Raw genomic sequence first — 17,674 nt, forward strand, 5'->3', positions numbered from 1 at the left:
GATTTTTAGTTAACAAATGAACAATAAACATACAGCCATAACCCCATCGGAACAAAATTCCTTGCTGCGCCTTGATAAAGAACATGTCTGGCATCCATACACTTCAATGTCTGAGCCACTGCCAAGCTATTTGGTTGACAGTGCCGAAGGGGTAACCATCAATTTAGCCAGCGGTGAACAACTTATTGATGGCATGTCTTCGTGGTGGTCTGTTTTACATGGTTATAATCATCCTAAGTTAAATGCCGCCCTGCAACAGCAAGCGGCAAAAATGTCGCATGTGATGTTTGGCGGTTTAACACATATCAGTGCTATCAGCTTATGTGAGAAGTTGGTGAAGTTAACTCCGCCAGGTCTGGAAAAAGTATTTTTATCTGATTCCGGCTCGGTCAGTGTTGAAATAGCGATGAAAATGGCTTTGCAATATCAACATGCTAGGGCCGAAAAAAGCCAGCATAAGTTAACTAAAACCAAATTATTGACGGTTAAAAATGGTTATCACGGTGATACCTTTGCGGCCATGTCGGTTTGTGATCCTGTTACCGGCATGCATCAAATATTTGAACAAGTATTAATGCAGCATTATTTTGCCCCAGCGCCGAAAGTTAAATTTGGTCAAGTATGGGACAGTAATGATGTCACTGAACTCTCGGCTTTATTCGCTCAGCATCATGCTGAGATAGCCGCCTTTATTATTGAGCCCATAGTACAAGGCACGGGTGGCATGCGTTTTTATCACCCTGAGTATTTAAAGGCCTGTCGAAACTTATGTGATCAGTATGATGTCTTGCTTATCGTTGATGAAATAGCCACGGGTTTTGGCCGTACAGGTAAATTATTTGCCTGTGAATGGGCAGGCATTAGCCCAGATATCATGTGTTTAGGTAAAACCTTAACCGGTGGTTATATCACCCTAGCGGCAACATTATGTACCACACACATTGCCCAAACCATTAGTGAGGGTGTTGCAGGTTGTTTTATGCATGGTCCAACGTTTATGGGTAATGCCCTCGCCTGCGCCGTTGCTAATGCTAGCATTGATTTATTATTTGAAAATGATTGGCAAGCTCAAGTACAAGCAATTGAAAGTACGCTTATTAATCTGCTAAAACCTTTGCATGACCACCCAAGGGTTATCGATACACGTGTGTTAGGCAGTATTGCTGCCATAGAATGTCGACAAGTAGTTAACGTGGCTAAGATACAAAAACGCTTTGTTGAATTAGGTGTATGGATCAGACCTTTTGGCACTTTAATTTATATTATTCCGCCGCTGATCATTAATACTGAGCAGTTAACAACATTAGTACATGCCATCGCTACTGTCCTCGATGAAGATGATTGTTTTAGTTAGCGAGTGATAGCAAGTATATAAAGTGAATTGCCACTCATCGAGATTTAAATGGCATAGAGGCATCTGCCTTAAAGCCATTGGCACAAGACAAGGATAGTCATTTGGCCTTACCTGCAGTGCCTTAGTTCTTCTTCCTAGGTTAAGGCGCCTCAACTAAGATATACACTAACCAAATAAGATTGACGACAATTAAGAACATCAAGTGGTAATGAGGGTTATCAATGTACCGGCGACAGCGATATTTATCTGTCATTAGCGCTATATAACTGCCCAAGGAACTCAGCCATAACAGTATATATAAATAGCCCGTTAGTGGCGTTAACCAAAATTGTCGAATTTCAATATCGTAATAGCGTAACATGCCATAATATTGATCGGGTGCCGCATAATATGACATGATCAGTGCGACCAAAAAAAATATCCAACTGAGCAGGGCCAAGATTTTTTGCAGGTAAATCCAAAAGTCGGTGCTTTTTCTGCGCTCTTCTCTTTGCGCCACTTTACTTCCTCCATCACTCTTTTGTGTCATCATTGCTGTAATTCAGCTTGTTTGCCGCCATTTATGCACTTTTTATTGCCATCAAGCACTATTTGTTATTGTTCATTGCCTTACTTGGGTATTGTTCATTGCATTTATGCCTTGCCAATGAGATACATGGTAATTTTTTCTAGTTTATTGCCTCGCTGCGGCTTAGATAACAATAGTAGCTGAGCGGGAAAGACAGTAAACTGCTCAAATTTTACCCTCATCCTTACTGTTGTTTTAACTATTTCCCACCCTTTTAGTGTTAACTGGCACTATTTGTTATTGTTCATTGCCTTACTTGGGTATTGCTCATTGCATTTATGCCTTGCCAATGCGACACATGGTAATTTTTTCTAGTTTATTGTCTCGCTGCGGCTTAGATAACAATAGTAGCTGAGGGGGAAAGACAGTAAGCTGCTCAAATTTTACCCTCATACTTACTGTTGTTTTAACTATTTTCCACCCTTTTAGTGTTAACTGGCACTATTTGTTATTGTTCATTGCCTTACTTGGGTATTGTTCATTGCATTTATGCCTTGCCAATGAGACATATGGTAATTTTTTATAGTTTATTGCCTCGCTGCGGCTTAGATAACAATAGTAGCTGAGGGGGAAAGACAGTAAGCTGCTCAAATTTTACCCTCATCCTTGCTGTTGTTTTAACTATTTTCCACCCTTTTAGTGTTAACTAGCACTATTTGTTATTGTTCATTGCCTTACTTGGGTATTGTTCATTGCATTTATGCCTTGCCAATGAGACATATGGTAATTTTTTCTAGTTTATTGCCTCGCTGCGGCTTAGATAACAAAGTAGCTGAGGGGGGAAGACAGTAAGCTGCTCAAATTTTACCCTCATACTTACTGTTGTTTTAACTATTTTCCACCCTTTTAGTGTTAACTAGCACTATTTGTTATTGTTCATTGCAATTAAGCATTGCATTTATGCCTTGTCACGGTAACATATCACCCCATTTTTAGCATAATACCAATTTAGTTTAAATTTATCCCTCACTTAGCGTGAATGGCAAATAATAGCGTCAACTTGGTATAAGCAATTTCAATCAATTAGATAAGAATAAGAGGTCATTAAATGTCAGTTATAGCAATTACTGATGTGTTAGCGGGTAACTTCCCTGTTAATGAAAGCATTACCGTCCACGGTTGGATTAGAACACGCCGTGATTCGAAAGCTGGTATTTCATTTTTAGCAATACATGACGGTTCATGTTTTGATGCTATTCAAGCCATAGTGCCATGTGAACTCGACAATTATGACAGCGACATTCTTAAATTAACTACGGGCTGCTCAGTTAAAGTAACCGGTATTTTGGTTGAATCTCCTGGTAAAGGCCAAGCTTTTGAAATCCAAGCAACAGAAGTAGAAGTATTGGGTTTTGTTGAAGACCCTGATACTTACCCAATGGCAGCTAAACGACATAGCATGGAGTTTTTACGCGAACAAGCACATTTACGTGCCCGTACTAACATTGGCGGCGCAGTAACCCGTGTACGTAACTGTTTAGCCCAAGCTATCCATAGATTTTTGCATAGCAAAGGTTATTTCTGGATCAGCACGCCACTGATCACTGGCAGTGATTGTGAAGGCGCTGGTGAGATGTTCAGGGTAAGTACCTTAGATATGGAAAACTTACCCCGTAATGACGAAGGTAAAGTGGATTACAAACAAGACTTCTTTGGTAAAGAGACCTTTTTAACGGTCTCAGGTCAATTAAATGTAGAAACTTATTGTAGCGCCTTATCTAAAGTTTATACCTTTGGTCCTACTTTTAGAGCAGAAAACTCAAATACCAGCCGCCATTTAGCTGAGTTTTGGATGATTGAGCCGGAAATCGCTTTTGCTAATTTATCGGATGCGGCTGATTTGGCAGAAGAAATGCTTAAATATGTGTTAAAAGCCGTACTTGAAGAGCGCGCTGATGATATGGCTTTCTTCCAACAACGTGTTGATAAAACAGTAATTGAGCGATTAAATTCTGTCATTAATACTGACTTTGTCCGTCTTGAATACACTGACGCTATCACTATTTTAGAGAACTGCGGTAAGAAATTTGAAAACCCAGTCGCTTGGGGCATAGATTTAAACTCTGAACATGAACGTTACCTTGCTGAAGAGCACTTTAACGGCCCGGTAATTTTACAAAACTACCCGAAAGATATTAAATCTTTCTATATGCGTTTAAATGACGATGGTAAAACGGTTGCTGCCATGGATATTCTGGCCCCTGGCATTGGTGAAATTATTGGTGGTAGTCAACGTGAAGAACGTCTTGACGTATTAGATAGCCGCTTAGAAGAAATGGGCTTAGATATTGCTGATTACGGTTGGTACCGTGATCTTCGTCGTTACGGCACTGTGCCTCACGCCGGTTTTGGTCTAGGTTTTGAGCGTTTAGTGGCGTATGCCACAGGTATGCAAAACGTTCGTGACGTGATCCCATTCCCAAGAACACCGAATAGCGCAACGTTTTAACGTAACGTTAAAACAGAAAAAGGCGACTTATGTCGCCTTTTTTATTGCCAAATTTTTAATTGTATACTGTCGGTTATACCAGTTTCATTAAGTTTGTGATCTTGTTGTGCATAGGAAAAATAGATTAAAACAAGGCGCTCGATTGACCAATAGCAGGCTATTGGCATTGAGAGCAACGCCGCCTTGGTGTATTTTAACCCGGACAAGTGGGCAATAATTTAACATGCCTATGTAGTTTACTCAGGAACTTTTTGTATACGTCATCTTCGAAGTCTTTGATCGAAGATCCATTGCTCTTTATACACTGGATTCAGGACAATAAGCTCCATGCATTGTCTAATAAGTGCCATCCATGGCACGTCCGATTAAAACACCACGGGGATGACGATCCTGAGCCAAGTGCACAGGCATGTAATTTAATGATATTGGTATTAGTTCCAATAAGTAACATTCGCTTGGAAATCTTTAGCCGGTTTACTGTGTGGCGCTTTTGTTGGCGTGCCTAGATATAAGAAACCGGCGATATCATTGCCCGCAGCCAGCCCTAAACCGGTTTTCACTGTTTCATTATAAGCTAAGTCACCGGTACGCCACATAGCACCATAGCCCAACGAAAAAGCGGCCATTTGCATGGCTTGTGCACAACAACCTGCGGCAATCAATTGTTCTTGTTGAGGAACTTTATTATGCTCAACATATTGAGTTGAGATAACAATCATCATTGGCGCTCTAAATGGCATTTTCGCTACTTTCGCTATTTTTTCATTAAAGGCATCTTCATCTATACTAGTACCCTCAAGGAGACCTGCTTTAGTGGTTAGGTCAATGGTGGTAGCTGCAACGTAAAGGTCGCTTAATCGTTGTAAACCTGCTCCGCTAATAACATGGAAATGCCAAGGTTTTAAGCCCGCGTGATCGGGGACTCGCATGCCCGCAGACAATAATGTTGATAAGTCGGCTTTATTTGGCGCGGGATCAGTTAACATCGGTGTCGACTGGCGTTGCAATAGTAATTCAATAGCGTCCATAAAATACTTCTAACAAGGGTTATTGTAGAAGTTTATCGTTAAGCTGAGACCAAATCAATTAAGTTTATTCTCATCCAAGACTGGTCACACGGCTAACGTATTACATTGCCTTGGTACTCCTTGGACACGCTAATCTCAATGACAGAGTTAAAATAAATTTTATACCGCAAAGGCGTTATTTATACTTGACTTCATTTTGCTCTAGCGCCACTATTCGAGCTAACAGAACTGTACCTATGTAACCTAGATTCAAACTCTAGCTTAGCCATAAGATAACTTAATATAACTTACTATAAAGAAAAGCAATGCCAAGCAACTTACTCGCCATGATCAGTATTCGAAACCCCAAAGCAATAGCGATAAGCTATCTGCTTGTGGTCAATCGACTGTGGCAAGTTAAGCGCCAGTTAAATTGGCCAGTCACTGCGGAACATTGAAGAATTATAGTTAATCGAGTCATTAATTAGTTCACTTTTAAAGCCGCAGCAACCACCTCTTGCGGCTTTTTGTTTTACCCCCTTCCCGACAAAAAACCGTAATAGTCTGCTTTCGCTTTAAAACAAAAAATTTAAACGCAACAAAGGAGAGTAAAATGTCAGTGCCAATTGCCTATTTGGCGGTACTATTAATATGGTCTACCACCCCATTGGGTATAGTGTGGAGTAGCGAGACAATTAACCCCAGTTTAGCGGTATTACTTAGAATGCTTATTGCTTTAGTGCTTGGCGCCTTAGTGATTAAAATAGGTAAAATCAATCTCCCGTGGCATAAACAAGCATTAAGGCTATACAGCTTTTCAGCACTTGGCATCTTTGGCGGCATGCTCTGTTCATACTTAGCAGCACCCTATTTATCCTCAGGCATTATTTCGCTAGTCTTTGGTTTGTCCCCTGTTATCTCGGCGGTACTAGCAAAGAGAATATTAGCCGAGCCCAATATCAGTGGTATTCGTAAATTTTCTATGGTTATTTCATTGCTTGGTTTAGGCGTGGTGTGCTCTGATAATTTCACTTTAGCGGACAATGGTATTTATGGCATTATTTTTATTTTATTGGCGGTATTTTTCTTTAGCTTAAGTGGTGTGTTGGTGAAAAGTGTCTCCATAGCTATTCATCCCTTAGCAACCACGGTTGGTGCGTTAACCCTAGCCACACCTATGTTCTTATTAACCTGGTTGGTTTTGGATGGCACCTTACCCGTTGAACTGTGGCAAGCAAGGTCTATTTGGTCAACGCTATATTTAGGTGTATTTGGTTCATTGATTGCTTTTTATGCTTATTTTACCATATTGCAAAAGTTATCAGCCAGTAGTGTTACCTTAATAACCCTAATTACTCCGGTAGTTGCCTTGAGTTTAGGTGCGATGTTAAACGGTGAAGTGATTACCGACAAGCTGATAATAGGTGCTGTGATGGTATTATTAGGTTTATCTATTTATCACTTTGGCCATTTAATTCCTGGAATTAAAAAGAAACCTATCCGTAGTTAACGGCAAATAAACAATGCCGATAATATAGTGACAATGAAGATAAAAAACTGAACAGAGCGTAGTTAAATTGATATCTGTTCAGCGTTTTTCGACCATTAAAAATCGCTGCGCTAGGTAATGGTCAACACTGGTATAACGGCCAGCGCCAATAAAAAACAAGGCGAGTAGCATAATAAAATACGTGGTTGAAAATTCTATACCATTATTTAACACCACTATATTGCCCTTTTCATACAGCCAATCAGTATTACCATGCTCAGCTAACAGCTCACGCATTTTTTCCAGTCGTATGGCTGTTTGTTCGCTGTTTGCTAAACTCCCTTGCGCACTTTCCAGCCCTAACCAGCTGGCAACTCTCGCTGGGCTGATCTCACTATTGGTTGGCGTGATAGCAAACCAGCCGTTATCAACATGAACCGTTGTTGCGGCAACTATCATGGTAAACATCAGCGGTATGCTAATTAAACGCGTTAAGGCGCCAATTAATAATAACCAGCCACCAAAAAACTCAACTAAAATAACCAAGTTTGCTAGTAAAGCCGGAAATGGCAAGCCCAAGCCCCAATCACTGTTGCCAAACCAAGCAATAATACTAGCATCGGCCAAGATGGCGCTAAAACCGGTAACGTCTTCATTGAGTAATTGCGTTTTACTAAAGCCAGCCATGATAAAAACCGGGGCAAGATAAAGCCGTAATAATAACGCCGGTATGCCATCAAAGTGTTTAAGCTGGCTTAAAAATCTCTGGTAGTAATGTTGTAGTGTTTGCATAGTGACGGTCTTATCAAGAAATAAAGCGATTAATAATAAGAACGCTTTAGTTGCTAAAGACTTTCAACTTACTCATTAATTAATAAAAACAACCGTTTAACCCTGAGTCGCCATAAATAGTTACAATCTAGCTAAAGCCATATGTTAAGTTTTGGTTAACATTAAGGTAGTATAGAGGTGAGAATTTTTAATTTAATCAATTTAAGATATATATATGAATAATAAACCCGGCATTATAAAACGGATCTTTTCTTCCCTCTGGCGCGTATTAAGCTTTACTCGCTCAATAGTGGTAAACCTAGTATTTTTTATACTGTTATTCGGCTTCATTGGCGTCATTTCAAGTGGTGATGAACAAGTACAAGTCCCAGACAAAACGGCCTTAGTGTTAAACCTTGTTGGTGATGTGGTAGAGCAAAAGCGTGAAGTTGACCCGATGGAGGCTTTTTTAGTAGAAGCACTGGAGCAACAAGAAGATCAACCAGAAATTTTACTTGCCGATATCTTAGACGTTATTGCTAAAGCGAAAAATGATGATCGGGTAGAAATATTAGTTTTACAACTGCAAGGCTTAAACAGAGCCGGTTTAACTAAGTTGCAAGATATTGCTAAAGCGCTAGAGGACTTTAAAAGTAGCGGCAAGACCATTATTGCCCTTGGTGACCAATTTTCACAAGACCAATACTATTTAGCCAGTACGGCGAATAACATTTGGTTAAACCCACAAGGTTTTATGTTACTTGACGGTTATGGTCGCTATAAAATGTACTTTAAGTCGGCATTAGATAAATTAGCCATCAATCAACACATCTTCCGTGTTGGTACCTTTAAATCAGCAGTTGAACCCTTTATTCGTGATGACATGTCTGCTGCGGCAAAAGAAGCCAACAAACTTTGGCTTACTGACTTATGGCAGCAATACAAAGAAGATGTGGCCGAGCGTCGTGGCTTTGCTATCGATAACTTTGATGAAAACATTGATACTCTAGTGGCTAAATTTAGTGCGGCTAACAGTAGTTTTGCTCAGTATGCCCTTGATAATAACTGGGTTGATCAACTCAAATCCCGCCAAGAAATGCGCACCGAGCTTATTGATTTAGTGGGCAAGAACAAAAAAGGCGATAGCTACAGTCATATCGGCTACCAAGATTATATTGCTGCCACGAATTCATTGTTAGATGAAAGCGCAGCGGATGCTGATAGCGGTAGCGATAAGGTTGCCATTATTGTTGCTAAAGGGACTATTTTAGATGGTACACAAAAACCCGGTACTATCGGTGGTGACAGCACCGCGAAGTTATTGCGCCAAGCACGATTGAATGATGATGTTAAAGCCGTAGTATTACGCGTTGATAGCCCAGGTGGTAGTGCCTACGCCTCAGAAATTATTCGCCAAGAAGTTGAATTATTGAAAAAGGCGGGTAAACCTGTTGTCGCTTCAATGGGCACCTATGCTGCCTCGGGTGGTTACTGGATTTCAGCACCAGCAGATCTCATTTATGCAGCGCCATCAACTATCACAGGTTCAATTGGTATTTTTGGCATGATGATGACTTTTGAAGATTCATTAAGCAAAATGGGTATCCATACCGATGGTGTTGGTACCACCGATATGGCCGGCTTTGGCCCCACCCAAGCCCTGACACCAGGCATGGCGAAATTATTTCAATTATCGATAAACAAAGGTTACCAAGATTTTATTCAATTGGTTGCCAACAATCGTAATATGACCCTTGCTGAAGTTGATAGTATTGCCCAAGGTCGAGTGTGGTCCGGTAAAAAAGCCAAAGAGCTTGGCTTAGTTGATGAACTAGGTAGCTTAACCGACGCGGTTGTTGCGGCAGCAAACCTAGCTAAACTTGAACACTATGACACCCTGCTTATTGAAAAAGAGCAATCTTCGCGCAGTAAAATAATGCAACAAATACTGGGTAAGTCATCAGCTGTGATCAGCTTTTTTGCAACCAGCCAAGAGCATAGCTCAATTGATTTAACCAGCAATGCGGTGAATAATAAACCTATATCACAATTCATTAAGATGATGAAAGCTGAGTTAACACAAATGAACCAGTTTAATGACCCACAAGGTCGCTATACTTTATGTATCGCTTGTAGTGCCAACTAAGCGCGACAGTAAAAGCTTTTAATGTGTAGAGGTAGTTATGAAAATAACTACCTCTTTTTTTTAACATGCCTATGCACTTGGCTCAGGATCGTCATCCCCGTGGTATTTTAATCGGACGTGCCATGGATGGCACTTATTAGACAATGCATGGAGCTTATTGTCCTGAATCCAGTGTATAAAGAGCAATGGATCTTCGATTAGAAACTTCGAAGATGACGTTTACAAAGAGTTCCTAAGTAAACTACATAGGCATGTTTTTTTATTAACTTCCTGCCAAAGTCTACTTAAACCATTTTCATTAAGTTTGTGATCTTGTTGTGCTCAGGAAAAACATTTCAGGACAAGGCGTTCGATTGAGCAATAGCGGGCTATTGGGATTGAGAGCAACGTAGTCTTGGGGTGTTTTAACCAGCACAAGTGGGCAATAACTTACTGAGATTGGTATTTAACACCCCGGTTATCACCTATCCGCTAAAGAATTGTTGTCGAGACTGAAATCATTCAGCAAGTGCTATAGCAAGTATCCTGCATGCTAAGATATAATACTAAGTCTATTAATTAATTTGCCACTCAGCGATAATTATCAGGCTTAGAGGTAAGGTATAATTACTCGTTTATAAAATCTACAACATAGCATTAACAATTATGATAAAAAAAAGAATTTATGTTGCCTACACTGGCGGTACTATTGGTATGAAGCAAAGCACTCAAGGCTTTGTACCGGCTAAAGGCCATCTGAGTGAATCAATCAAGGCACTGCCTGAATTTCATCGCAGTGAAATGCCAGATTTCACCATCAGTGAATATCAGCCGTTAATTGATTCCTCCAATATGACGCCAAGAGATTGGCAACGTATCGCCGATGATATTAAAGCCAATTATGATGATTATGATGGTTTTGTGGTGTTACATGGTACCGATACCATGGCTTATACCAGCTCAGCTTTGTCTTTTATGTTTGAGAATTTAAGCAAACCCGTCATTGTTACCGGCTCACAAATACCCTTTAGTCAACTGCGCTCTGATGGCCAAGTTAATGTGTTAAATGCCTTATACATAGCGGCTAATTACCCCATTAGTGAAGTTGGTTTGTTTTTCAATAACAAACTCTACCGTGGTAATCGGTGTATAAAAGCCTATGCCGATGGCTTTAACGCCTTCGATTCCCCTAATATGCCAGTATTACTTGAAGCCGGTATCAATATTCAATTAGTGGCGGGAAAGATAGCGCCAAGCATTGAAAAAGTGCCGCCACTGCAACTTGCAAAAATCACTCCCCAGCCCATCGGTGTAGTGCACTTATACCCAGGTATAAGCAGTGCCGTCATTGAAAATACCATAAAACAGCCGGTGAAAGCCCTTATTTTACGCAGCTACGGTGTTGGTAATGCGCCACAAGATAAAGCCTTACTCGCTTGTTTAAGCAAAGCGAAAGAGCAAGGTATCGTGGTGGTTAACTGTAGCCAGTGTATCAAAGGCACGGTCAATATGTCTGGCTATGCCACAGGCAATGCCTTGAGCGAGGTCGGTGTCATCAGTGGTCATGATATGACCCTAGAGGCAACGTTAACTAAACTACATTACTTATTAAGTAAAAACTTAAGCTATGACGAAATGTGCCAGCAAATGCAATTAAGTTTACGTGGTGAACTTACCTAAGCATTTAATTACTCAAGTAAAAACTTAAGCTATGACGAAATGTGCCAACAAATGCAATTGAGTTTACGTGGTGAACTTACCTAAGCATTTAATTACTCAAGTAAAAACTTAAGCTATGACGAAATGTGCCAGCAAATGCAATTAAGTTTACGTGGTGAACTTACCTAAGCATTTAATTACTCAAGTAAAAACTTAAGCTATGACGAAATGTGCCAGCAAATGCAATTGAGTTTACGTGGTGAACTTACCTAAGCATTTAATTACTCAAGTAAAAACTTAAGCTATGACGAAATGTGCCAACAAATGCAATTGAGTTTACGTGGTGAACTTACCTAAGCATTTAATTACTCAAGTAAAAACTTAAGCTATGACGAAATGTGCCAGCAAATGCAATTAAGTTTACGTGGTGAACTTACCTAAGCATTTAATTACTCAAGTAAAAACTTAAGCTATGACGAAATGTGCCAGCAAATGCAATTGAGTTTACGTGGTGAACTTACCTAAGCATTTAATTACTCAAGTAAAAACTTAAGCTATGACGAAATGTGCCAACAAATGCAATTGAGTTTACGTGGTGAACTTACCTAAGCATTAATTACTCAAGTAAAATGATAAAACACCATTACTCAGCCGGTAGTCCTTGCTGAAAGTTGGTGTTTTTCGATATATTGAGGCAAGGTTAATAAACTTAACTGCTATCGTGCTCATCATGTAATTCAATATTGAGCTCTAACACGTTTAAATCACCATCTTTATTATCAAGTTTTATCGAAAAACTCTCATCCGATACTTTGATGTACTTACGCAATACCACTAGAATATCTGCGGTAAGTTGCGGTAAATAATCTGGCTGCTTATTGCGGCTATTGCGTTCATGAGCAACGATGATTTGCAGACGTTCTTTCGCCCTGGATGCTGTGGTTACCTGCTTTTCTTTTTTGCGTAAAAAATAATCCAGTAATGCCATGTTATCCTCCAAACATCCGACTAAAGATGCCTTTTTTCTCAGCGAGTAAAAACCTAAACTCAATGGTTTCACCTAACAGGCGATCAATGACATCTTGGTAAGCTTGACCGGCATCACTGTCGGTATCTAAAATAACTGGCTCGCCCGCATTTGATGCTTTAAGCACAGCTTGTGACTCAGGAATAACACCTAACAACGGTATCGACAGAATATCTTCTACATCCTCGACACTCAGCATTTCACCTTCAGCAACACGTTTAGGGCAATAACGTGTTAATAATAAATGCTCTTTTATCGGTTCTAAGCCAAGTTCAGCTCTACGTGAACGACTTGCTAACATGCCTAAAATTCGATCAGAGTCACGTACCGATGATACTTCCGGATTGGTGGTTACTATAGCCTCATCGGCATAATAAAGCGCCATCATGGCTCCAGCCTCAATACCTGCTGGCGAATCACAAATGATAAAGTCAAAAAGTTTACCCAGATCATCGAGCACCTTACCAACATTTTCTTTATTCAAGGCATCTTTATCACGTGTTTGTGAGGCGGGTAATATAGATAAACTGCTGACACGTTTATCTTTAATTAAGGCCTGATTCAAGGTGGCTTCACCATTAATCACATTGACAAAATCATATACCACACGACGTTCACAGCCCATTATCAGGTCTAGATTTCGTAAGCCTATATCAAAATCAATTAATACTACTTTATGTCCTTTTAACGCTAAACCAAGGCCAATTGCAGCACTAGATGTCGTTTTGCCAACACCGCCCTTTCCTGAGGTAACTACTATTATTCGTGCCATAGACAGAATATCCTTTATAAGTTAAAAATTAAATGAGTTTTGATGACGTTAGCTCGTTGTCGGTCAAATGAATATATACCGGTGAGTCCCAGTGTTGCTCCATGGACTCACTTAGCCAATAGTGACCATTAATAGAAACCAACTCAGCCTGAAGATTTTGACAATATATTTGCGCGCTATGATGGCCGGTTGCGCCGGCAATGGCGCGACCACGTAAAGAGCCATAGACATGAATATTACCATCGGCAATGACTTCAGCGCCCGCTGAAACTGAGCCGATAATGACTAAATTTTGCTCTTTAGCATACACTTGCTGACCAGAACGAACCTGGCCTCGGTGTATTTTATCCGTGTATAAATGACGTTGCGTTGTCGCCGCTACGCTTTCAGTCTTGGCAACTACGCTCTCTTTGCTAATCTTGGCTTTTGTCGTGGTATTGGCTTTCGCTGAATTAACAAATGAAAAACCAAGATCCCGAATTTGCTGACGTTGCGCTTTAGCGATAACGCCAGTGAAGCCAACAAAGGTAAAATTGAATTCTTCTATTAATGTTTTTACCCCTTGATAATCAATGGAACCGTTGAGTTTTTCAACATTTACCACGACGGGAACTCGGTAAAAAAAATCGGGAGCTTGCGCTACTTTGTTGGTTAAATCAGCACGAATATCTGCTAATTCTGACGACTTTAAATGTAAAACAGACAGGGTAAAACTTGACCCTTTAAATTCAATGCTGGCATCAGCCATAAAGAAGGTTTCCCTAAATAAGACAAGTGACGGTATCTAGCTAATCATCAACTCGCTAATATTACCGCCACAATAACAAGCAGAGAGTAATAATATTGAAAAGTTGAAAGTGTTTATAAAGCGCTCTTTAAGGTGGAAATTAAAGCATCTTGTGCAAGTTGATAACGTTCAATTTTATTATTCGCCATCAATAATGAATGACTTAAATTCATGGCCGCCACCAATAAAACACGCTCGCGGCTGCCAATACCCGTTTGTTGCTTGATGTCTATACACATATTAGCGAGGCTACGTGCGGCTTGAGTTAAATCCTCTGCTTGCTCAGCTGAGCAAGCAAACTGATGTGGCTTGCCCAAAATGTTAATGCTGATGCCTGTAGAGTCTTCAGTAATCATTAATTATGCTCTTATGCACTTATGCACTTTGTAATTTACCTAGTAAATTTGTTAAAACGTCATTGGTCTGTTTTTGTTTTTCTTCACCTTCAAGGGCTTCAAGTTGCAAGGTTTCATTTTCATCAATAAGCACGGTTTTTTGCTGCTCTAGTTCAGCCACTTGATTTTTTAGCTGGTTATTTTTTTCAATGATGTCTTCAATCAGTTGTTCGAGTTGAGGGAGAGTATTTTCTAACATAAGGCGCTCTTATTAACTGTAGTAAATTTAAGGTTGCAAATTTAATCTAAAGTGAGGCAGAATACTACCTTTAAGCACGATTATCGGCTTAAATTATGTAACAAATTTTAATGTTTGGTGGGATTAGTTGATTATGCTCAAAAAATATACTTAAAGAGTAAAAAATAACCGATAACTCGTTAGTTACCGTTATGGGCTTTCATGCTACTTTATTGACCATACGCTAGACCATGCTGGGTCAACAGCCAAGGGTAGTAAATTTTTCTCAAATTCTAACCGTGGGAACTAATAGACTGTTTCGCCAGCAAGTGCACGATGTCATGGCGGCTTATATTGATGGCAATTATTTAAGCTAAGACTAGTCAAAAGTTACTTACAGATTGTTAGCCAACAATTGCGTAGCAGTCACTTAAATAAAGGCATGGATAATAAGAATTTTGTTAGCCGCAACACTTTTTATATTTTTTGCCACTGCCACATGAACAAGGATCATTACGCTTCGGTGTTTGGTCGAATCGAGTCGTGGTGGGTTTGTTGAGTATGGCGTTAAGTTCAATGATATTTTCATCGCTGGTGCTGTCTACAGTAATATCAGCAAAAAGTTCATTCTCGGCAACTAAGCTCGCTACTTCGAGTTTTCTTTCATCACTACTAACCACTAGCGTTAATGGTTTTTTTTCAGTACCAAGTTTTACCGCACGTTTATTGTTATAACCTGTGGTGACATGGTTATGTCTGATGTGGATACGTCCTTTGTAATAAAGATCGTGCATGATTTTCTCCGCTAATTTAAATGCTTGCTTTAAGCGCGGCAGTATAACGTAAAGTGGTAAATAGTCGACCGTTGAATTGACTCTCTGGCTTTTATTTTATCATTTACCCCAAAGCTCAGATATATAATGTCCCTATATAGCCATATTATACCAATTTCACTAAATTATGGCCCACTTGTGGGGGTAAAATAGGCCAAAACTACAATCCCAATAGGCCACTATTTGGCCAATCGAGCGCCTTGTCCTGAAATGTTTTTTGCTGAGCACAACAAGATCACAAACTTAATGAAAATGATATTACTAATAAAAATTCATGTTTAGAGTGCTTGAGTAACATCAATGATACAATAAGGCTTGGTATACCTACTCACTAGTGAACTATGAAAGATTGTAATCAATGCGGGAAATGTTGTATCAAATACGGCGGCGGTGATCTGGCAGCAAGCAAAGAAGAGATTGACCTATGGGAAATATTTAACCCTGAAATCTTCGCATTTGTTAAAAACAATGAGTTATGGTTCGACCCTAAATCTGGTTTACGACTAAAAAGTTGCCCTTTTCTAGCAATAGCGGCAAAAAAAGACCCACTCGCGCCGGATCTTTATACTTGCAGCATTTATTTAGATAGACCGGAAGACTGTCGTCATTATCCTAGCCTGATTGCTGAAATGATCAGAGATGAATGTGAGATGATTGAAGTAATAGACTTAGAAAATCACAAAAAAGCGCAAATAAAATTAGATGTATTGATGCAAGATAGCCGCCCGCCAAGCTACTCCTAGGGTAATCTATCTTGGCAGACAAGCTAGATTAATCGGCTACTGCTGGTTTGCTAACCTTATTGAATAATTGCAACACCGCTAACTTCTAACACTGTTTTTGCGTCTGCCCGCTCAATAACCTTCCATAATGTCGTTTGAATAGTTTCATCGGTTCTAACATCACCCTGACAGGAAAACTTCTGCTCTTGTATCTCAGCACCTTCTTCTGAGGTGTAAGCAACAACAACTTGTGTTGCACAAGTTGTCGATTCACCAAAATAAGCCAGTGATATTTGTGGGTAACCTTGAAAGCCTTTTTTAACTCGTTTTGCTATACGTTTTGTTGATTTATCTAAATTCATAATAGATATCCAGAAGTAATGTCGCGCCCTACTATAGGACTTTTACTTAGTTTGCTAAAATGTCTCACACATTGCAAGTCATTGTCAGCTGGTAAGATTTAATCCCTTAGTGAAGCGTTTGATTTATGAAAGGATATAATCGTTTTAGTTGCTGGTATAGATGCTCAATATTGGAAATTTAAACACGCCAAAGGACACGGTAATGGACTGTGTTTCTTTGCCTTTGAAGTTTAATTTATACTCTAGTGGCTTGTTACGACTGCCATCAGCAAATAGCGCCATTAAATGATCTTGATCTAACTCGCGGTTACCCGAGGATAAATTCGTTAGTGTTATAACCCCCCAGCGTTCACCTATGTCATTACTCATTAGTACATAGTTTACTATTTCAAAGTCACCCGCTTTGGGCTTAACATTATTATCATTAGGGAAAGACAAAATAATTGTGTTTGTTACCGAACGATCGATGTTCAATACCTCGGTATCTTCGGCTTGACTAGCCGACACAAAAGATAATAAAGCTAACAATATAAATAAAGATTTTCTCACTGTAACTGCTCCAGAAATTAAACACCCATTTATTTAACGGGCTGATACTAGTGTACAAAAATGAGTAGCGCTTGTGACACAGCCAACCTGGCACTCATCAATACACCTTGGTGATATAGGTTCAAGTAAAGCTTAATTATCAAGACGCTTATTATCTGTTAACAGCTTGTCAGCAGATCCTGAAAAATCAAAATGTTTGAAAAAAGCATCATAAATCGTTTTTATAACCTCTGTGCCATAACAACGTGTATGTTTAAACTCACCATTTTCTTCATAAACACTTGAGTTGTAGATAATATATTTCAGTTCCTCTTTCCCTTGTACCTTTGCCGGGTAATTTTTCAACTTTTCCATACGGCCTAACCGCGCCATCATGTCAGATAAACAACACTTGTCTTGTTGAAATTCTGACACATGATGACCTATATACTCATCCTTGGTATACCCTAACACCTCCAGTTCACATTCGTTGGCATAAACAATAATACCTTCTGCAGAGACAACATGGATGCCTATTGATGAGTTATAAATAAAATCTTCTGGTTGCTCAGTAAACATAAATCACCTTTCCTACTGGTTAATGGGCAAAGCTTAGATAATTAGATAAAATTATAGCTGAACGAAACA

19 protein-coding genes are annotated in these 17,674 nt (G+C 39.6%); 7 read left to right on the forward strand and 12 right to left on the reverse strand.

Features of this window, described 5'->3' with window-relative positions:
- The first annotated feature begins 16 nt into the window (after positions 1-16).
- Positions 17-1,354, forward strand: coding sequence for an adenosylmethionine--8-amino-7-oxononanoate transaminase (gene bioA / locus CMT41_RS09065; RefSeq protein WP_083494250.1), 1,338 nt, complete (start codon positions 17-19; stop codon positions 1,352-1,354).
- Between the two features lie 139 nt (positions 1,355-1,493).
- Here the strand turns inward: bioA and CMT41_RS09070 are convergent, their stop codons facing one another.
- Positions 1,494-1,886, reverse strand: a complete 393-nt coding sequence (locus tag CMT41_RS09070; RefSeq protein ID WP_232300052.1) for a hypothetical protein — start codon at positions 1,884-1,886, stop codon at positions 1,494-1,496.
- 1,084 nt (positions 1,887-2,970) lie between these two features.
- Here CMT41_RS09070 and asnS point away from each other — a divergent pair.
- On the forward strand, positions 2,971-4,371 hold the full coding sequence (asnS, locus tag CMT41_RS09075) for an asparagine--tRNA ligase (RefSeq protein WP_057180999.1): 1,401 nt from the start codon (positions 2,971-2,973) through the stop codon (positions 4,369-4,371).
- Between the two features lie 431 nt (positions 4,372-4,802).
- On the opposite strand, the gene CMT41_RS09080 is transcribed toward asnS, so the two are convergent.
- Positions 4,803-5,399 carry a nitroreductase family protein gene (locus tag CMT41_RS09080; RefSeq protein WP_057181000.1) on the reverse strand — a complete coding sequence of 199 codons (597 nt, stop codon included), beginning with the start codon at positions 5,397-5,399 and terminating at the stop codon, positions 4,803-4,805.
- A 305-nt stretch (positions 5,400-5,704) separates the two neighbouring features.
- Here CMT41_RS09080 and CMT41_RS19720 point away from each other — a divergent pair, with 305 nt between their 5' ends.
- Both CMT41_RS19720 and CMT41_RS09085 read left to right on the forward strand, forming a co-directional pair.
- Entirely contained in the window at positions 5,705-5,836 is a 132-nt protein-coding gene (locus tag CMT41_RS19720; RefSeq protein ID WP_257721037.1) for a hypothetical protein, read from the forward strand.
- Positions 5,837-5,991: 155 nt separating this feature from the next.
- Positions 5,992-6,888 (forward strand): DMT family transporter, encoded by an 897-nt coding sequence (locus CMT41_RS09085; RefSeq protein WP_058027084.1) that lies wholly within the window; start codon positions 5,992-5,994, stop codon positions 6,886-6,888.
- Positions 6,889-6,966: 78 nt separating this feature from the next.
- On the opposite strand, the gene CMT41_RS09090 is transcribed toward CMT41_RS09085, so the two are convergent.
- Positions 6,967-7,659 carry an HvfX family Cu-binding RiPP maturation protein gene (locus tag CMT41_RS09090; protein WP_057181002.1) on the reverse strand — a complete coding sequence of 231 codons (693 nt, stop codon included), beginning with the start codon at positions 7,657-7,659 and terminating at the stop codon, positions 6,967-6,969.
- Between the two features lie 214 nt (positions 7,660-7,873).
- On the opposite strand from CMT41_RS09090, the gene sppA reads away from it, so the two are divergent.
- Both sppA and ansA read left to right on the forward strand, forming a co-directional pair.
- Positions 7,874-9,784: a signal peptide peptidase SppA gene (gene sppA, locus CMT41_RS09095; RefSeq protein WP_058027085.1), complete on the forward strand. Its 1,911-nt coding sequence runs from the start codon at positions 7,874-7,876 to the stop codon at positions 9,782-9,784.
- Positions 9,785-10,429: 645 nt separating this feature from the next.
- Complete coding sequence (gene ansA / locus CMT41_RS09100; protein ID WP_057831375.1) at positions 10,430-11,443, forward strand: asparaginase; 1,014 nt, start codon at positions 10,430-10,432, stop codon at positions 11,441-11,443.
- Positions 11,444-12,131: 688 nt separating this feature from the next.
- On the opposite strand, the gene minE is transcribed toward ansA, so the two are convergent.
- From minE to CMT41_RS09130, 6 genes are all read right to left on the reverse strand, one after another.
- Positions 12,132-12,410 carry a cell division topological specificity factor MinE gene (minE, locus tag CMT41_RS09105; protein WP_057181005.1) on the reverse strand — a complete coding sequence of 93 codons (279 nt, stop codon included), beginning with the start codon at positions 12,408-12,410 and terminating at the stop codon, positions 12,132-12,134.
- Between the two features lies 1 nt (position 12,411).
- Positions 12,412-13,221 carry a septum site-determining protein MinD gene (gene minD, locus CMT41_RS09110; RefSeq protein WP_057181006.1) on the reverse strand — a complete coding sequence of 270 codons (810 nt, stop codon included), beginning with the start codon at positions 13,219-13,221 and terminating at the stop codon, positions 12,412-12,414.
- Positions 13,222-13,249: 28 nt separating this feature from the next.
- On the reverse strand, positions 13,250-13,969 hold the full coding sequence (minC, locus tag CMT41_RS09115; RefSeq protein ID WP_057181007.1) for a septum site-determining protein MinC: 720 nt from the start codon (positions 13,967-13,969) through the stop codon (positions 13,250-13,252).
- A 113-nt stretch (positions 13,970-14,082) separates the two neighbouring features.
- Positions 14,083-14,364, reverse strand: coding sequence for a cell division protein ZapA (locus tag CMT41_RS09120; protein WP_057181008.1), 282 nt, complete (start codon positions 14,362-14,364; stop codon positions 14,083-14,085).
- Between the two features lie 19 nt (positions 14,365-14,383).
- Positions 14,384-14,602 (reverse strand): hypothetical protein, encoded by a 219-nt coding sequence (locus CMT41_RS09125; RefSeq protein ID WP_057181009.1) that lies wholly within the window; start codon positions 14,600-14,602, stop codon positions 14,384-14,386.
- A gap of 440 nt (positions 14,603-15,042) precedes the next feature.
- Entirely contained in the window at positions 15,043-15,375 is a 333-nt protein-coding gene (locus CMT41_RS09130) for a PBPRA1643 family SWIM/SEC-C metal-binding motif protein (RefSeq protein WP_057181010.1), read from the reverse strand.
- A gap of 380 nt (positions 15,376-15,755) precedes the next feature.
- Here CMT41_RS09130 and CMT41_RS09135 point away from each other — a divergent pair, with 380 nt between their 5' ends.
- Positions 15,756-16,157: a YkgJ family cysteine cluster protein gene (locus CMT41_RS09135; RefSeq protein WP_058027086.1), complete on the forward strand. Its 402-nt coding sequence runs from the start codon at positions 15,756-15,758 to the stop codon at positions 16,155-16,157.
- A gap of 56 nt (positions 16,158-16,213) precedes the next feature.
- Here the strand turns inward: CMT41_RS09135 and CMT41_RS09140 are convergent, their stop codons facing one another.
- From CMT41_RS09140 to CMT41_RS09150, 3 genes are all read right to left on the reverse strand, one after another.
- A complete protein-coding gene (locus CMT41_RS09140; RefSeq protein ID WP_057181012.1) occupies positions 16,214-16,498 on the reverse strand; it encodes a hypothetical protein in 285 nt (94 codons plus the stop codon).
- A gap of 144 nt (positions 16,499-16,642) precedes the next feature.
- On the reverse strand, positions 16,643-17,047 hold the full coding sequence (locus CMT41_RS09145) for a hypothetical protein (RefSeq protein ID WP_057831384.1): 405 nt from the start codon (positions 17,045-17,047) through the stop codon (positions 16,643-16,645).
- A 132-nt stretch (positions 17,048-17,179) separates the two neighbouring features.
- Positions 17,180-17,605, reverse strand: a complete 426-nt coding sequence (locus tag CMT41_RS09150; RefSeq protein ID WP_058027087.1) for a PAS domain-containing protein — start codon at positions 17,603-17,605, stop codon at positions 17,180-17,182.
- Positions 17,606-17,674: the final 69 nt, after the last annotated feature.

The organism is Colwellia sp. MT41 (assembly GCF_001444365.1).
In the GTDB taxonomy this organism is placed as follows: domain Bacteria; phylum Pseudomonadota; class Gammaproteobacteria; order Enterobacterales; family Alteromonadaceae; genus Colwellia; species Colwellia marinimaniae.

Bases quoted from the DNA above. Each gene is read 5' to 3' on its own strand.
- CMT41_RS09085 (WP_058027084.1), top strand. From the start codon at position 5,992: ATGTCAGTGCCAATTGCCTATTTGGCGGTACTATTAATATGGTCTACC.
- CMT41_RS09150 (WP_058027087.1), bottom strand. From the start codon at position 17,605: ATGTTTACTGAGCAACCAGAAGATTTTATTTATAACTCATCAATAGGC.
- ansA (WP_057831375.1), top strand. From the start codon at position 10,430: ATGATAAAAAAAAGAATTTATGTTGCCTACACTGGCGGTACTATTGGT.
- minE (WP_057181005.1), bottom strand. From the start codon at position 12,410: ATGGCATTACTGGATTATTTTTTACGCAAAAAAGAAAAGCAGGTAACC.
- CMT41_RS09080 (WP_057181000.1), bottom strand. From the start codon at position 5,399: ATGGACGCTATTGAATTACTATTGCAACGCCAGTCGACACCGATGTTA.
- minC (WP_057181007.1), bottom strand. From the start codon at position 13,969: ATGGCTGATGCCAGCATTGAATTTAAAGGGTCAAGTTTTACCCTGTCT.
- CMT41_RS19720 (WP_257721037.1), top strand. From the start codon at position 5,705: ATGCCAAGCAACTTACTCGCCATGATCAGTATTCGAAACCCCAAAGCA.
- sppA (WP_058027085.1), top strand. From the start codon at position 7,874: ATGAATAATAAACCCGGCATTATAAAACGGATCTTTTCTTCCCTCTGG.
- CMT41_RS09125 (WP_057181009.1), bottom strand. From the start codon at position 14,602: ATGTTAGAAAATACTCTCCCTCAACTCGAACAACTGATTGAAGACATC.
- bioA (WP_083494250.1), top strand. From the start codon at position 17: ATGAACAATAAACATACAGCCATAACCCCATCGGAACAAAATTCCTTG.
- CMT41_RS09120 (WP_057181008.1), bottom strand. From the start codon at position 14,364: ATGATTACTGAAGACTCTACAGGCATCAGCATTAACATTTTGGGCAAG.
- CMT41_RS09135 (WP_058027086.1), top strand. From the start codon at position 15,756: ATGAAAGATTGTAATCAATGCGGGAAATGTTGTATCAAATACGGCGGC.
- minD (WP_057181006.1), bottom strand. From the start codon at position 13,221: ATGGCACGAATAATAGTAGTTACCTCAGGAAAGGGCGGTGTTGGCAAA.
- CMT41_RS09130 (WP_057181010.1), bottom strand. From the start codon at position 15,375: ATGCACGATCTTTATTACAAAGGACGTATCCACATCAGACATAACCAT.
- CMT41_RS09090 (WP_057181002.1), bottom strand. From the start codon at position 7,659: ATGCAAACACTACAACATTACTACCAGAGATTTTTAAGCCAGCTTAAA.
- CMT41_RS09140 (WP_057181012.1), bottom strand. From the start codon at position 16,498: ATGAATTTAGATAAATCAACAAAACGTATAGCAAAACGAGTTAAAAAA.
- CMT41_RS09070 (WP_232300052.1), bottom strand. From the start codon at position 1,886: ATGATGACACAAAAGAGTGATGGAGGAAGTAAAGTGGCGCAAAGAGAA.
- asnS (WP_057180999.1), top strand. From the start codon at position 2,971: ATGTCAGTTATAGCAATTACTGATGTGTTAGCGGGTAACTTCCCTGTT.